This window comes from Desulfospira joergensenii DSM 10085 (assembly GCF_000420085.1).
Lineage (GTDB): Bacteria > Desulfobacterota > Desulfobacteria > Desulfobacterales > Desulfobacteraceae > Desulfospira > Desulfospira joergensenii.
Map to the genome: position 1 here is coordinate 1,035,417 of NZ_ATUG01000002.1, position 16,371 is coordinate 1,051,787.

Consider the following 16,371-nt stretch of genomic DNA (forward strand, 5'->3'; position numbering starts at 1 on the left):
ATTTTCATGCCAAGAAAGCGGAAAGGCAAAAGTTCAAAGCCGTCTATCTCCTTGGCTTTCGCCTTTGGGCTTTCTTATTTAAGAAAGGTGTCCCCCTTCTCAGCCAGACCTTCGGCAAACCGGGAAAATCTTAAGGGGTTGTCCTTGTTGTCCATCTTTCCCGTGGCCAGGTCGGCCACCCGTTTGCCGGCTTCAGGAGACATCATGACCCCGCACCAGTATCCGCAGTTGAGATGGAATCCTTTGATTTCCCCGCTGGGGCCGATGACCGGTTTGTCATCCGGGGTGTAAACATACTGGCCTGCGGAAACATGGATGTCCTCGGCCTTGAGATCGTCGGCTACCGGCTCGAAAAAAGGATGGAGCCGGGAGCAGCGGTGGATGGATTCGGCGGCAAAATCCCAGTCCGTGGGCAGTTCGTCCGAGGGCGGGGTTTCCGGCTCGTCCGGATCCACCCAGGCGCAGAGCAGACCACCGGCTTCGGGGCGCCAATAGGCGTGGTTAACCAGGTCCACGGTAAAGGGGGCATCCTTGGGAAGGCCGGCATAATCTGTCCGGATAAAGGCTTTCTGGCGTTTCACGGTTCTGAAGGGCAGGTCCATTCCTGCCATCCGTCCCACCTGCCGGGCATAGGGACCGGCGCAGTTGACCACCAGCCGGGTGGAGATGAATCCCTTATCGGTTTCCACCCCGGCTACCCCCTGACTGTCCACCTGAATTCCCGTGGCCAGGGTTTTGATATAAAAATCCGCGTCTTTGGCCCCCTTGGCAAACCCATAGGTGGTCTCATGGGTGGACAGCCATCCGTCCCTGTTGTTGAAGGTGGCCGCAATCGTCTGGGGGGCCAGAAAGGGGAACCGCTTGTGAAGATCGTCGCCGGTGAGCAGTTCTGATCCGGGGATGCCCAGGGATTCATATTTCTCCAGGGCCTTTTCCAGATCAGGGACCTGGGACTCATGGTCGGTGACAAAGAGATATCCCCGCTGGGTCATGTGGATGTCAATGTCCGGGATCCCGATGATTTCGTTAAAGTTTTCAAACATCTCCACACTGGGAAGGGCGATGTCTGCCATGGAGGCTTCCGTGAACTGGGTCCTGAAGCATTCGGCGCTGACCGTGGTGGTCAGGGTGGACAGGCCGTCCCTCTTTTCAATGAGAATGGTTTTCATCCCGGCCCTGGAGAGCCAGAACGCCGTGGCCGTACCCACGATGCCGCCGCCGATAACCACGGCATCTGCGGTCTTTGTTTCAAAATTTTGTGGAACGATGATCTGACTCATGGTTGTCTTCCTTCATCATTAATTGTATCCGTTTTTTAAGCCAAAAGGCTAAAGTCTAAAGCTGGAAGCCCTCTTTTCTCTTGGCTTTTGACTTTCAGCTTTTGCCTTTTGGCTTTCCAATTTTAAAATTGTTAATTTCTGATCCTTTTCATATAGGCATCCAGGTCCTTTTTGACCCCCCCGTCCATCCCAGGGGCTTCATAGGCGTTAAGGATCTCCTTGTACTTGGCATTGGCCCTCTGCTCCATGGAGAGGGACCCTTTTTTTGTCCATGCATCAAAGTTGTCCTTTTCCTCCAGGAGGGGGGTGTAAAGTTCCTGTTTAAAGTGCTGGAAAGTGTGCATATTGGTCAGGTACTCCCCTCCCGGGCCCACCTGGTTGATGACCTCTTCGGCCAGTTTTTCGGAAGTGATCTGTTCGCCCCGCTTGATTCTTTTACACATGCCGCAGATCTCGGAATCGATGATGAATTTTTCATAGGATGCTGTGATATATCCCTCCAGGATACCGCCTGCATGGAGGACAAAATTGATCCCGCCCAGGATGGACGCCATCATACTCATCATGGACTCATAGGCGGCCTGGGAATCGACTCGCTTGGCATCGGTGAGGGCACCGCCCCCCCGGCAGGGCAGGTTATAGAATCGGGCCATCTGGGCCGTGGCTGCCGTGTTGATGGCCATTTCAGGTGCCCCGATGCTCAGGGTGCCGTAGCGCATGGCCGTGGCCGAAGAAGAACCGGCAAAGACAACGGGAGTGCCCTCCCGGACCAACTGGGTCAGGGTGATCCCGGCCAGGACCTCGGCATTCTGAACCACCAGGGTCCCTTCCATGGTTACGGGAGCCGTGGCTCCGGCAATGGACAGGGAGGAGATGAGCTGGGGCATGCCGGCTTCGGCGTACTCCATGATCGCCCCCAGCATCTTGTCGTCATAGGCCAGGGGGGTCAGGGAGCAGAGGATGCTGACAAAGGGGGGCTTTTTTGCCAGTTCTTCCCTGCCGCCGAACACCCTGGATGCCATTTCAATGGTCTGTCTGGCATCCTCCCGGTTGGTTCCGGCTCCCATGAAGGGTTTGTCCGACAGGGTCATGGCCGAGTATAGCCGTTCGGCATTTCGCAGGGCCACCGGGATATCATTGGGTTCGGTCATCATGCCGCCGGTGATGTCCATGTGGGGGATGGCATAGGCCAGTTTGGCAAAGTTGTTGAAATCTTCTAGGGTGCCCGGTCTCCGGCCCTTGTCCATGCAGTTGACAAAAGGGGCGCCGTAGCAGGGCATAAAGGCAATATGATCTTTGCCGATGGTCACATTTTTTTCAGGATCCCTGGCATGGAGGGTGAAATGGGACGGGGCCTTGGCGACCTGCTCTTCCACCAGCTTCCCGGGGATGAAAACCCTTTGCCCGTCCACCCGGCACCCGGCCTTGGCCATCAGGGCCCGGGCCGGTTCATATTTAAAATCAATCCCGGTTTTTTCCAATACCCTGAGGGTGGCCTCGTGAATCTTCTGGATGTCGTCCCCTGAAAAATATTCAAAATATCCCATAAAATTCCCCTTTCTCCTCTTGTATGATTATGGTCTCCAATAAATTTTTTAGACCGCTGTCTGGCCCTGGGCCGGACGGCTCTTCGATTTAGAATAGCATATTCCATGCCAGATATATTTTGCACCTGAATTTTGAGGGATTTGATGCAAAACATAATCTGAATTCAATGGGATATGGCTGGCCGGTAAAGGGGATTCAATTTATAAAGCCGAATTCTGGTGAAAAAATAAAGTTTTTTTTATATTTCTTGCAATTTCTTCTAAATTGGGGCATTCAAATTCACATGGGGGAAATGGGGATAAAAAAAATTTGATTCCTGGGGATATGGGAAAACAACTCGATTTTAACGATATTGATATTTACAGGGTACTGTCCGCCCTGCACGAAGGCGTGGTGATTTCAGATCACACGGGCAGGGTTATATTCTTTAACGAAGGCCAGTCAAAAATAGACGATTTTACGCGGGAAGAGGCCCTGGGCAAGAAGATTACCGATCTTTACCAGCTGGATGATGATACCAGCCCCACCATGCGCTGCCTCAATACCGGGAAGCCCATCATCAACGAAACCCTGGTCTACCAGACAAGGCTGGGCCGGGTCTCCAATATCATATCCAATGTATATCCTCTGTATAAGAACAGGCGGCTCATCGGGGCCATTAATTTTTCAAAGGATTACCAGCTCCTGGAACGGACCATGGTGTCCGGAACCGGGCCGGAGAGAGGGGATAAAAAACGGGCCGGAAACGGTACCCGGTTTTCATTTCAGGATATCATCGCATCCAGCAGCGAAATGATCAACGCCATCCGCATCGCCAAGATGTCTTCCTCATCTCCCTCTCCCATCATGATTTCCGGGGAAACCGGCACGGGAAAAGAGCTTTTTGCCCAATCCATCCACAACCACAGCCCCCGGGCAAAAAAGTCGTTTATTCCCTTGAACTGCGCGGCTATCCCTGAAAACCTGCTGGAGGGAATCCTGTTCGGCACCTCAAAGGGATCTTTTACCGGTGCCATTGAAAAACGGGGCCTGTTTGAACAGGCCGACGGCGGAAGCATCTTCCTGGACGAGCTGGATTCCATGCCCTTGACCCTTCAGGCCAAGCTGCTCAGGGTGGTCCAGGAGAAAAAGGTCAGGAAACTGGGCTCCCTGGTCGAAAAGGACCTGGATGTGAAGATCCTTTCCTCGGTGGCCCAGCCGCCCATGGATATCATAAAAAAGGGGAGCCTGAGAATGGATCTTTTTTACCGCATGGGTGTGGTTTCTGTTCTTCTTCCTCCCCTGCGGGAAAGAAAGGAGGAGATCCAAAGCCTGGTGAAATATTTTATAGCCAAGTACAACAGGGCCTTGGTCAAGAAAGTCGGGGGAATCTCCATGGGGGTGGAGGATCTACTCGTGAATTACCACTGGCCGGGCAATGTCAGGGAGCTGGAACATATCATTGAGGCATCCATGAACATGGTGGGGACAGACCAGACCATCCGGCGGGACCATCTGCCTCCCCACATCTTTACTTCGTCCCATGGACAGGCTCCGATTTCCCGGTCCCGGGAACCGGGGGATTTAAAAAGCCTCCCCATGTACCAGGTAGATGGTACCAGCCTCTTTGAGGCACAGGCATCCAGTGAGCAGCGGATGATCTGCTCCGCCCTTGAAAAAACCCGTGGCAATGCAGCCATGGCTGCCAGGAACTTAGGGGTTTCCCCCCAGGCCTTTCATTACAAGTTGAAGAAGTATAAGATCAACCGCAAGGCATTCTCTGCCGCAGTCGGTTCCGGGATCTGAATCTGGACTGAAAAAAAGTGTAAAAGTGTAAAATATTTTTACAGTAAAAGATAAAAAATTTGATTTTCGCCCAGGCTTTTTTGTTGAGAAAGTATTGGTTGCGATATTATATTTTTGTTAAATTTTTATTAAACTTTTGCTTAATTCATGCCCTTTTGGCTATTATTTTACTGAATAGTTGAAAATGCAACAAAACATGGAGTCCCCAAATTGGTACACAAAGTGCATAATCATCAGATTGTTTGTGCAGGCTTCATCTATTTTTAATTTAAAATTAACTTTGGAGGGAAGATTCATGGCAAGAAAAAAGATTCAATTCATCATCGCAGCATTGACCGCAGTCGTTTTTCTATCAGGGGGGCAGGTTTTCGCCGCCGGCAAGACTCTGAAAGTCGGTATTCTCGGACCGTTTACAGGGCCTTCCGCCCAGACCGGCAAGGAGTTCAAGGCATCTGTTGACATGGCCCTGAATACCATCGACTACACCGTGGGAGATTATAAAATTGAACCTGTATGGGTGGATTCCCAGTCTGACCCGGCCAAAGCCTCGGGCGCCTACGCAGAGGCAGTCGAAGGCAAGGGGATCCAGGCCGGCGTGCTCAACTGGCACTCCTCTGTAGCCGTAGCCGTCATGGATGTTGCAGCCCAGTACAAGGTTCCCCACATGTTCGGGTTTGGTGCCTCTGAAGAAGTCAATAAAAAATGGCAGGCCGATCCGGAGAAGTACTCCTACTGGGGAGGAAAGGGCTGGCCCGTTCCTGCCAAGCTGGAAAAAAACTACATCGTTGCCCTGAACAAGGCCATTGAAGCCGGAACATTCAAGCCCAAAAAGAAACTGGCCGCCATCTACGGCGAAGACACCGACTGGGGCCGTTCTGCCGGAGGTTCCTATAAAAAAGCCCTTCTCGATTCCGGGTGGGAGATTCATTCCGAAGAGTACTTTCCTGCCACCCAGACGGATTTTTATCCCCTGCTGGCCAAATATAAAAAAGACGGGGTGGCCGTTGTGGCCGGGACCTCAACTTCTCCCTCTGCCATGGCTGCCTTTGTGAAGCAGACCACTGAAGTCGGCCTGAAAGCCGTTATCGTGGCCTCGGGTCTGGGATGGATCGGCGACTGGTACAAGATGACAGGCCCGGCTTCCAACTATGTTCTGGACTCCATTCCCCAGCTGACCACTGCCGAAGCCCAGCAGTGGGCCAAGGATGTCAAAACCAAATACGGTTTTAATCCCAGTCCTTCCGCCGGCGGTCTTTCCTATGATGGTATCCGCATGTTCATCAAGATCCTCCAGAGGACCAATGAACTCCACGGCAAACTGGACAAGGAAACCATCCATCAGACCATGGTGGACGAGGTTAACACCGGAAAACTCACCTATGGCAAAAAAGACGGTGCCATCATTATGAACGAATACAAGTACACCGCTGAAACCATGCCCGACATGGTGGTTGGCCCGGATGCATACTTTTTCCCCATCCTTCAGTACAAACAGGGAAAAGGATACATTATCTTTCCTGAGGTGTGGAAACAAAAGGATTTCGAGCAGAAATAGAGGATTTGAGAGAAGAACAGCGGGTTGAGAGATCAATCCGCTGTTCTTCTTGACCGCGGTTGCCGCTCTATCCTTACATTAAACCGAAATCAACTCCTGCAGGGTTCATGTTCTTTGGTCTTGTTTGAAGAGACCGGAGATCTGGTCCTGGGAGAAAAAGATTGCAGAGATCAGATATGATTGTATTGGAAACCCATGAAGTAACCAAAAAATTTGGTGGGCTCACAGCTGTGAATTCCGTGTCCATGACGGTGAATGAAGGAGATGTCGTGGGGTTGATCGGACCCAACGGTGCCGGTAAGACCACATTTATCAATGCCATATCCGGCCTGAACCCCCCGACTTCGGGGCAGGTCAAATTTTTCGGCGAGGACACCACCGGGCTGACCCCGGAAAAGATGTGCCGCCTGGGACTCTCAAGAACCTTCCAGATCCCCAGCCCCTTTCCCAAAATGACAGCCATTGAAAGCGTCATGACCGCCAGTATTTTCGGAAACGATCCCGGAGTCGTCAAGGACCATACAGCCCATTCCCGAGAGATGCTGGCGTTTGTAGAGTTTCCCATGGACGAGACCGTCGTGGCTGAGCAGCTCAACACGGTTCAGCTCAAGCGTCTGGACCTGGCCCGGGCCCTGGCCTCCCATCCCAAGCTCCTGTTCATGGATGAGATGGCCTCGGGCTTAAGCGAGGGGGAACTCCAGGATATCATGAGAATCATTCATAAGATCAGTAAAAAGGGCATCTCCATTCTCATGATCGAGCATATCATGCAGTTGATCATGGCGGTGTGCAACAAACTGCTGTGTATCCAGTTCGGGACGAAAATTGCGGAAGGTCCGACAGAAGAAGTGGCCAATGATCCCAAGGTTGCCAGTGCCTATCTCGGCAGCGAGGAAGAGGATTAACCTTAACTCGGATTATCAATGGAGAGTTTATGCTGTTAGAAGTGAAAAACCTGAATGCGGGGTATGGATACCTGCAGATACTGAGGGATGTTTCCCTGAACATTGACCAGGGCGAATATGTCTGCATCGTAGGGCCCAATGGTGCCGGCAAGAGCACGACCATGAAAACCGTTGCCGGGCTTATATCCCCCATGGGCGGCAGTATTGTCTTCAACGGAGAGGATATCACGGGCCTGCCCGCCTCCCAGGTGGCGAAAAAAGGAATTTCCTTTGTATCCGAAGAAATGAACCTGTTTGTGAACATGACCGTCCAGGAAAATCTTTACATGGGCGCCTATATTATCAAGGACAAACAGAGGAAAAACCAACGCCTGGATTTTGTATTTGAATTGTTTCCACGGCTGGCGGAAAGAAAGGGGCAGCTTGCCGGCACCATGAGCGGCGGAGAACGGAAGATGCTGGCCATCGGCCGGGGCATGATGTCCGATCCCAAGCTGCTGCTGGTGGACGAGCCTTCATTCGGCCTGGCCCCCCAGCTCACGGCCAATGTGTTTGAATCCCTGGATGTGCTTATTAAAAACGGGGTAACCATCCTCCTGGTGGAACAGAATGTAACCAAAACCCTTGCCGTCACCAAACGGGGATATGTACTGGAAAACGGAAAGATCGGCCTGGCCGGCGAAAGCCGAGACCTGGCCGATGATGCTTACGTAAAAAAGGTTTTCCTTGGGGTTTAACCCGATTTTGGAGAAATAGATTCATGTCAAAAAAAACTGTCTCAGATTTTATAACCTGGATTAAATCCGCCGCCGGTATCTCCATCACACTGAGTATTGCCGTGGCCGTTTTTGCATCCATTTCCAGCGGGCCATATCTATTGGTGAACACCATCGTGACCGGCGGCATGCTGGCCCTGGTGGCCACCGGCCTGACACTCATGTTGGGGGTATTGAACATCGCCATGTTCGCCCATGGGGAATACTTTATGGTGGGTTCACTCACTGCCTATTACGTGTTCACCCCCATCAGCGAATACATTGTAGAGCATCCTGAATCCTGGCTGGTCACCTTCGGCCCCCTGGTGGCCATCCTGGCAGCCATGGCCGCCGGAGCCGTTGCCGGGGTCATATCTGAAAAACTGGTTTTCGGCCCTTTGCGCAAACGGTCTACGGACAACTGGGTCATGAACTCCTTTCTGCTTACCGTAGGGTTGAGCGTTCTGCTGATCAACCTGCATCAGCTCATCTTTGGTGCGGATTTCAAGGGGATTGTGGGGTATTGGAGCGGCATGCCCATCTCCATTGCCGATGTATATATCTCCAGGGACCGGGCCATGGCCTTTGTCATCTCCGCCGTAATCGTGGCCCTCTTTTACCTGTTCATGACCTATACCAAAACCGGCATGGCCATCCGGGCCGTGTCCCAGGATATTGTCGGTGCCGAGATCGTTGGCATTGATATTGAAAAAATCGTTCTTTTGACCATCTCCCTGGCCTGTGCCCTGGCGGCCGTTGCCGGGGGCAGTCTTCTGTTCATGTTTCCCTCCTACCCGACAGTGGGGCTTGAACCCCTGTACATGGCCTGGTTCGTGGTGATCCTCTCGGGCCTGGGAAACATTCTCGGGGCCGTGGCTGGCGCTTTTATGGTGGCCCTGCTCAAGGTCATCACCGTTGAATATGTGGGTGCGGGCTGGGACTTTGTGGTACCCTCCGCCCTGATCATGCTCATTTTGATATTTAAGCCCAGCGGAATTTTCGGCTCCGATGTCCGCGGCGTTCTCGACAAATAAGGGAGAGATAATATGGATAGTGAAAATAAGACTCAGGTATTGAATCCCTTTGATGCCGTTCTCAACAAATTATGTCTGACCCCGGTCGGCCTGGCCGGCCTGGCCCTGCTGCTGGTCCTGCCCTTTATTCCTCCGTTTAACCAGGAGTATATGCTCCGGTGGCTGATCTACTGCGGTTTCATCGCAGCCATGAGCGTGGGATTTGATTTTACGGCCGGCTATATCAGCATCGTCAACTTCGGTTTTGCCGCCGTGTCCGGGTTCGGAGGATACACTTCCGCCCTGCTGGCCGTTAACTTCGGCCTTTCCCCCTGGCTAGGCCTTGTGGCCGGAGGGGTTACCGCCGGTATCCTGGGGCTGATCATCGGCATGATCAGCCTGCGGCTTCGGGGAATATTCGCGGCCTGCCTGTCCTGGTTCTTCGGCCTGGCCGTCATGGGGCTGGCCATCAAGCTGGTCTGGCTGACAAGGGGGCCCCTGGGGCTTAGAACCCCCCGCATGTTTGAAACAGACTCCAATGTGCCCTTTTATTTTACCATCATCGTTCTTCTTTTCCTCATTTATTTGGCCTGTAAATGGGTGGTCCGGTCCAAGATGGGACTGGCCTTCCAGGCCATCGGGCAGAACATGGATGCGGCAAGGACTTCGGGCATAAATCCGGTTTTTTACAGGGTGTTCAACTTCACCATGTCCTGTGCCATCGCCGGGGTCCTGGGAGGATATTACGCCCATTTCTACGGAATTCTCACCCCGGATGTCATGCACACGGCCAAGACCGTGGAAGTGCTGGCCGTGGCCTATATCGGGGGCAGGGGCAGTCTCTGGGGAGGAGCGGTCATTGCCTTCCCCTTTATCTTTATCATGGAAATCATCAGGTCCACCCTGTCCCATTTACCCGGGCTGAACCTGGTTATATACGCCCTGGTGCTCATCCTGGTGATGATCTACTACCCGGGTGGGTTCTCATACTTTTATGATACCCATATCAGAAAGCCTAAGAACAAGGCGCTGAGGTATTTTCTCAATGGCAGAGAGTTGTAATTTTAACGAAGGAGATTACGAATGAAAACCAATGCAAGAGCGGTGATTATCGGCGGAGGAGCCATCGGTGTGAGTGTGGCCTTTCACCTGGCAAAATACGGATGGAAAGACGAAGTTGTCCTCCTGGAAAAACACGAATTGACCTCGGGTTCCACCTGGATGGCCGCGGGCAATGTATCGTTTTTCCATGGCAACTACTACGGTACCCAGGTGAACAAGAAGAGTATTGAAATCTTTAAGGAGCTGGAAAAGGAAACCGGGCAGTCCGTCGGCTGGCATACCACCGGTTCCATCCGGACGGCAGACAATCCGGCCCGTATGGACGAGCTGGGATATGCCTATTCCATGAACCGCTGCCTGGGCCTGGATGTCTCCTATGTTACGCCTGAAGAAATTGCCAAAATGCATCCCTTTATCGATCCCAAAGGCCTTATCGGCGGACTCTATTGGCCGGATGACGGGGATGTGGATCCCAACTCCGTGACCCAGGCCATGGCCAAGGGCGCACGCCAGCACGGTGCGGAACTCAACCTGCACACCATGGTCACCGGCATCGAACAGAAATCCAACGGCGAATGGCTGGTTAAAACGGATAAGGGAGATATCACTGCCGAACATGTGATCAATGCCGCAGGTCTCTGGGCTCCGGAAGTGGCCAAAATGGTAGGTCTTGAGATTCCCTCCATTTCCATAGCCCATACCCATATTCTCTATGAAACCATCCAGGAAATCGCCGACAGAGATACCTACCTGCCCCTGATGCGGGATCCGGATAAGTCCATCTACCTGCGCCAGGAAATGGACTCCCTGATCCTCGGTCTTTACGAGGCCAACGGGCAGCAATGGCACAAGAACGGAGTGCCCTGGGACTACGCCCAGGAAGAAATTAAACCGGATCTTGACAACATCGCCGATTACATCGAGGCGGGTATGGAAAGGTTTCCCGTCCTGGGCGAAACCGGTTTCAAGCATGTCACAGCCGGTCCCATAACTTATACTCCCAACGGGGATCCCCTGGTGGGACCTGCCGCTCCCCTGAAAAATTTCTACCATGCCTGCGGGTATAGCTTCGGTATTACCCAGTCCGGGGGTATCGGCCATTACCTGGCCGGATGGATTATGAACGGCGAGCCGGAAATTGACCTGTGGCCCATGGATTCCAGACGGTATGGATCCTATGCAAACTGGGCATACAATACAGAGAAAATAGCCGACACCTATCCCAGACTTTATGCCACTATCTTTCCCAGTGAGTTCAGGGATGCGGCCCGGCCCAACCGGACCAGCCCGATTTATGAATACCAGAAACAGGCCAATGCCGTATTCGGCGACTATTACGGATGGGAATGCCCCAACTACTTCCCGCCTGAAGGCGAAGACGGGTACGAGAATCCTTCCTGGAGACGTACCAATGCCTTCAAACATGTTGAAGCCGAGTGCAAACATGCCATGGAAAAGGTCGGCGTTATCGATTTGACCCGGTTTGCAAAGACCCGCATTTCAGGTCCGGGTGCCAAAGCCTGGCTCAACAAGATGACCTGCCAGAAGGTCCCGGAAGTGGACGGCCGCATTGCATTGAGCCCCATGCTGGATATCAACGGCAATTTCAAGTCTGACATGACCATTACCCGGGTGAACGAGAACGAATTCTTCTGCGTGACAGCATCTGTGGGTAAAAAGCATGACCAGCACTGGATGAAGGTCAACCTGCCCGGAGACGGGTCTGTTTGCATGGAAGACATTACCTATAAAATGGGATGTCTGGTCCTTGTGGGACCGGATTCCAGGAAAGTCCTGGAAAAAGTCGCGTACAGTGACGTTTCCAATGAGGTTTTCAAATTCGGCACCAGCCGGGAAATCTTTGTCGGCCGGAGCAAATGCCGGGTAAACCGGATGAACTATGTGGGTGAACTCGGGTATGAGATTTTTCACTCCATTGAAAATCAGATTGCACTTTATAATGCCCTCATGGAAGCCGGAAAGGAATTTGATATCCGGCTCATCGGCATGCACGCCATGGAGTCCATGCGCCTGGAAAAAGGATATCTGGCCTGGAAAGCAGAGATGAACGTCCACCACACCCCCCTTGAAACCAACGTGGCCTGGACCGTAAAGATGGACAAGGATTTCATCGGTAAGGCAGGCATTGAAAAGCAGAAAGCCGAAGGTATCCCCCGTAAACTGGTCTGCCTGGTGGTCGATGTCAAGGATACCGATGCCTGGGGATACAATCCCATCCTGTCTGACGGGAAAATCGTGGGAATGACCTCTTCCGGTGGTTACGGACACAGGACCCAGAAGAGCATCGCTTTCGGGTATGTACCCCCTGAGCTGGCCGGTGCCGGTACCCAACTGGAAGTAGAAATTCTGGGAAGGGCCAGGGCTGCTGAAGTCGCCTCCATGCCCATCTATGATCCCAAGAACGAGAGAATGAAAGCCTAAAGTACAAGATAAAGGCTGAAGGCTGAAGGCTGAAGGAAGAAACCCCTTCAGCCTTCAGTCTAAGCTCCTTCAGCCTTGTAATATGGAGGAAAAATGAAAATAATAGTATGCGTAAAGCATGTACCGGATACGGCCGCCTCTATCAAGCTGGCCGGGGATGCCGGGTTTGAAGATGGTGAAATCAAATTCGTGGCTAATCCCTACGATGAGTACGGGGTGGAAGAGGCTGTGAGCCTTACCGAGAAGAACGGGGGGGAGGTGGTTATCCTCACCGTGGGCAAGGCATCTGCCGCCGCCACCATCCGGGGCGCCATGGCCATGGGAGCCCACCGGGCCATTTTGGTGAAGACGGAAGGCCAGTTCCTGGATTCCACCCTGACGGCCAAAGCCCTTAAGGCGGCCATTGAACAGGACGGGACCCCGGATATGATCTTTACGGGGAAAGGCTCCGTGGACACGGAAAGCTTCCAGACCCAGTACCGGCTGGCCAAGGCCTTTGGCATGCCCGTTGTCAACGAGGTCACCTCTTTGACCGTGGACGGGGCAAAAGCCGTGGCAGAACGGGAAACCGGCGGAGGGGAAAAGCAGGTCATTGAAATGGGACTGCCCTGTGTGGTTGGTGCCACCAAGGGGCTGAATGAGCCCAGGTACCCCAAATTTCCAGATATCATGAAGGCCAAGAAAAAAGAAATCAAGGAAATGAATCTGGCCGATCTTGGCATTGATGAAGCCGGCGCTGTGGTGATTGAAAAGCTTGAGCCCGTTCCGGAAAGATCCGGGGCGAAAATGCTGGAAGGTTCAGTGGATGAGCAGGTGACTGAACTTGTCAGGATCCTCAGGGAAGACGAAAAGGTATTGTAAAGGAGAAGATCAATGGCCAGAACAGGAGTTTTAATCGAGACGGAGAACGGCGGGGTAAAGGATACCAGTCTGGGTGTGCTCACGGCTGCCGCCGGTGGAGAAATATATGCGTTGGTGCTGGATACGGATCCGGCAGGGGTAAAGGATAAACTGGCCGAGTACGGGGCTGCTGCGGTTGTGGCGGTGAAACCGGGCTCGGGGGATGCCGGAACAAGCCCGGACCTGGCGGCGGAGCTGCTGGCTGCGGCCATCAAGGAGTATGAACTTGAGGCTCTCCTGGGTACGGCATCTGCCGTGGGCAAGGACCTTTTTGCCAGGCTGGCCGCCCTCCTGGACAAGCCCCTGGTGTCGGACTGCGTGGAAGTGAACCTGGCTGAAAAAAAGGTTAAAAAATCTCATTTCTCAGGAAAAACCTTTGCCACCCTAAAGGTCAATGCCGACCTTCTGCTGTGCACAGTCCGGCCCAATGCCGTTGAGGCGGTACCGGCACCGGCAGCAGGAGAGATCATGGAGTTTACCTCCGATGCAGCGGATCCCGGCCTGGTAAAGGTTGTGGAAGTGAAAAAGGGGGCTGCCGATAAGCTGGATCTCACCGAAGCTCCCATCATCATCACCGGGGGCCGGGCCATCAAGGCGGCGGAAAACTACTCCATGCTGGAGGCCTGTGCCGCCAAACTGGGGGCTGCCGTGGGCGCGTCAAGGGCTGCCGTGGATGCGGGATTTGCCCCCCATTCCATGCAGGTGGGACAGACCGGAAAGACCGTGAGCCCCAAGCTTTACATTGCCTGCGGGGTATCCGGCGCAGTCCAGCATTTTGCCGGGATGAAAACCTCCAAGGTGATCGTGGCCATCAACGAAGACAAGGATGCCCCGATTTTTGCCAAATGCGACTACGGCATTGTGGGGGATATCTTTGATGTGGTTCCGGTACTGACCGAAAAACTTTAAATAAGAACTGCCGTGGGGGAGAAAAGACTTCCATTGCAAAAGAAAACAGCACCTGCCCGCCGGGCAGGTGCTCTTATTGACCATGAAGGGGCTGAAAAGGCACTTCGCGACAAGATAAAGGATTTGGAGAGGGTGTTAGATGGAAAAGTATTTGATTTTTAAGTCCGTACTCATGCTGGCTGCACTCATCGGTGCATTTGGATATTTTTTCGTTAAGGTGATCCGGCTGTACAAGATCATGATGGCCGTGGACGGGGAACCGGTTACGGCTGTTGACAGAATCAACGAGCGGATAAGAGTACTCTTTGTCGATGTTCTCGGACAGACCAATGTGAGGCGGAAAATTATGCCGGGACTGGCCCATACCCTGATCTTTTTCGGGTTCCTGGCCATCCAGCCCCATTCCCTGGAACTCATGCTCAGGGGGGTGATTCCCTCCCTCAATATCGGTCATTTCCTGCCCGGCCCCTACACGGCTTATCTTTTTGCGGCGGATATCCTGGGATTTTTTGTCCTGGTGGGATTTGCCTATGCCCTGTACAGACGCCTGGTGGTTAAACCCGACTACCTGACCATGGGCAGGGATGCCAATCTGATCATCTTGTTCACCTCGGTGATCGTCCTTTCTTTTCACTTTATCAATGCTTTTCAGCTGGCCATGCCCGTGGGTTCGGACGGATTTTCCTATGCCGGCGCCTTTCCCATATCCGGGATTTTTGCCTCTGTGTTCGGCATCAACGGACTTTCACAGGCCCAGCTGAATCTGGGGTATGAAATTTCCTACTACATCCACATCGGCACCATCCTGGGATTTCTGATCTATATTCCGGGATCCAAACACCTCCATCTGCTGGCGGCAGCCCCCAATGTGTTTTTCAAAAGGCTGGAAACACCCAAGACCATCGTTAAGACGGATATCGAGAATGAGGAGGCCGAGACCTTCGGCCTGGGTAAGGCAAGTGAATTCAACTGGCACAACGTACTCAACCTCTATGCCTGCACAGAGTGCGGGCGGTGCGAGGAACTCTGTCCGGCTTCGTCCACGGGCAAGGCCCTCTCCCCCAAGAAGATCATCCATGATTTCAAGGTGGACCTTCTGGACCAGGCCGATCTGATTCTGCCGGATAAGGAAGGCCAGGATAAAAAGGACCAGGTCCAGCCCCTGATGCGGGAGGGCTCTGAAATCACGGATGAGGTCCTCTGGTCCTGTACCACATGCCGTTCCTGTGAGAATATCTGTCCCGTGAGCAACGAGCATCTCGATTTCATCTTTGAAATGAGAAAGCACCAGGTCCTCATGGAGGCCAATTTCCCTCCGGAGATGCAGGAAACCTTCAACAACATGGAAAATCAGGCCAATCCCTGGGGATTTTCAGCCGATACCCGTGGGGACTGGGCCAAAGACATGGACATCCCTCTTATGGCGGAAAAACCCGATACCAAGGTGCTTTATTTTGTGGGCTGTGCCGGCTCCTTTGACGACCGGGGAAAGAAGATCAGCCAGGCCACGGCAAGGGTTCTGAAAAAAGCCGGGGTGGACTTTGCCATTCTGGGGCCGGAAGAGGCCTGCAACGGGGACATGGCCCGCCGGGCCGGCAACGAATACCTGGGGCAGATGATGATCATGCAGAACGTGGAGACCATCAACCAGTACAAGCCCGAACTCATCCTCACGGGATGTCCCCATTGTTATAACACCTTAAAGAATGAATACCCGGAATTCGGGGCCGAATACGAGGTGGTCCACACTGCCGATTATTTCAATACCCTGATCCAGGAGGGCAGGCTCAAGGTCACTGCCAAGGACTTCGGGAAAATGACCTTTCACGATTCCTGTTATTTGGGCCGGTGGAACGATATTTATGAGTCTCCCCGGCAGCTGCTTACAGCCGCCTCCAGCGGGGAACTGGTGGAGATGGAAAGAACCCGGGAAAAAGGTTTCTGCTGCGGGGCCGGGGGCGCCAGAATGTTCATGGAAGAGACCGTGGGCGAGCGGATCAACAATGTCCGGGCACAACAGGCCGTGGATACAGGTGCCCGGGTGGTGGCCGCCTCCTGCCCCTTCTGCGCCACCATGCTCAACGACGGAATCATGGAAACCGATGAAAAGATTCCGGTCAAGGATATTGCTGAGATCCTGGACGAAGCAACAGAGTAATGAAGAATCAATAATTGAGGAAAAAGCGCGGCAGTTGACTGCTTCTGCTTTGACCTATA

The 16,371-nt window shown here is 53.1% G+C and carries 13 protein-coding genes; 11 read left to right on the forward strand and 2 right to left on the reverse strand.

Features of this window, described 5'->3' with window-relative positions; all coding sequences use genetic code 11:
• Nucleotides 1–74: 74 nt before the first annotated feature.
• Nucleotides 75–1,280 (reverse strand): NAD(P)/FAD-dependent oxidoreductase, encoded by a 1,206-nt coding sequence (locus F608_RS0117130; protein ID WP_022666883.1) that lies wholly within the window; start codon nt 1,278–1,280, stop codon nt 75–77.
• A gap of 131 nt (nt 1,281–1,411) precedes the next feature.
• Nucleotides 1,412–2,827, reverse strand: a complete 1,416-nt coding sequence (locus F608_RS0117135) for a trimethylamine methyltransferase family protein (RefSeq protein ID WP_022666884.1) — start codon at nt 2,825–2,827, stop codon at nt 1,412–1,414.
• A 325-nt stretch (nt 2,828–3,152) separates the two neighbouring features.
• Between F608_RS0117135 and F608_RS0117145 the strand changes: the two genes are divergently transcribed.
• From F608_RS0117145 to F608_RS0117190, 11 genes are all read left to right on the forward strand, one after another.
• Complete coding sequence (locus F608_RS0117145; protein ID WP_051148638.1) at nt 3,153–4,613, forward strand: sigma-54 interaction domain-containing protein; 1,461 nt, start codon at nt 3,153–3,155, stop codon at nt 4,611–4,613.
• Nucleotides 4,614–4,908: 295 nt separating this feature from the next.
• The gene (locus F608_RS0117150; protein ID WP_022666887.1) at nt 4,909–6,168 is read left to right on the forward strand and encodes an ABC transporter substrate-binding protein; all 1,260 of its coding nucleotides are present in this window, start codon (nt 4,909–4,911) and stop codon (nt 6,166–6,168) included.
• Nucleotides 6,169–6,344: 176 nt separating this feature from the next.
• The gene (locus F608_RS0117155) at nt 6,345–7,073 is read left to right on the forward strand and encodes an ABC transporter ATP-binding protein (RefSeq protein WP_027362851.1); all 729 of its coding nucleotides are present in this window, start codon (nt 6,345–6,347) and stop codon (nt 7,071–7,073) included.
• 29 nt (nt 7,074–7,102) lie between these two features.
• Entirely contained in the window at nt 7,103–7,810 is a 708-nt protein-coding gene (locus F608_RS0117160) for an ABC transporter ATP-binding protein (protein ID WP_022666889.1), read from the forward strand.
• Between the two features lie 23 nt (nt 7,811–7,833).
• Nucleotides 7,834–8,862: a branched-chain amino acid ABC transporter permease gene (locus F608_RS0117165; RefSeq protein ID WP_022666890.1), complete on the forward strand. Its 1,029-nt coding sequence runs from the start codon at nt 7,834–7,836 to the stop codon at nt 8,860–8,862.
• 12 nt (nt 8,863–8,874) lie between these two features.
• Entirely contained in the window at nt 8,875–9,903 is a 1,029-nt protein-coding gene (locus tag F608_RS0117170) for a branched-chain amino acid ABC transporter permease (RefSeq protein ID WP_022666891.1), read from the forward strand.
• A gap of 21 nt (nt 9,904–9,924) precedes the next feature.
• Complete coding sequence (locus F608_RS0117175; RefSeq protein ID WP_022666892.1) at nt 9,925–12,345, forward strand: GcvT family protein; 2,421 nt, start codon at nt 9,925–9,927, stop codon at nt 12,343–12,345.
• Nucleotides 12,346–12,438: 93 nt separating this feature from the next.
• Complete coding sequence (locus tag F608_RS0117180; RefSeq protein WP_022666893.1) at nt 12,439–13,206, forward strand: electron transfer flavoprotein subunit beta/FixA family protein; 768 nt, start codon at nt 12,439–12,441, stop codon at nt 13,204–13,206.
• A 12-nt stretch (nt 13,207–13,218) separates the two neighbouring features.
• Nucleotides 13,219–14,154, forward strand: coding sequence for an electron transfer flavoprotein subunit alpha/FixB family protein (locus F608_RS0117185; protein ID WP_022666894.1), 936 nt, complete (start codon nt 13,219–13,221; stop codon nt 14,152–14,154).
• A gap of 33 nt (nt 14,155–14,187) precedes the next feature.
• Nucleotides 14,188–14,316 carry a hypothetical protein gene (locus F608_RS37170; protein ID WP_279615089.1) on the forward strand — a complete coding sequence of 43 codons (129 nt, stop codon included), beginning with the start codon at nt 14,188–14,190 and terminating at the stop codon, nt 14,314–14,316.
• Entirely contained in the window at nt 14,294–16,312 is a 2,019-nt protein-coding gene (locus tag F608_RS0117190; RefSeq protein WP_022666895.1) for a heterodisulfide reductase-related iron-sulfur binding cluster, read from the forward strand. The genes F608_RS37170 and F608_RS0117190 overlap by 23 nt, the downstream gene beginning before the upstream one ends.
• The last annotated feature ends 59 nt before the right edge of the window (nt 16,313–16,371 follow it).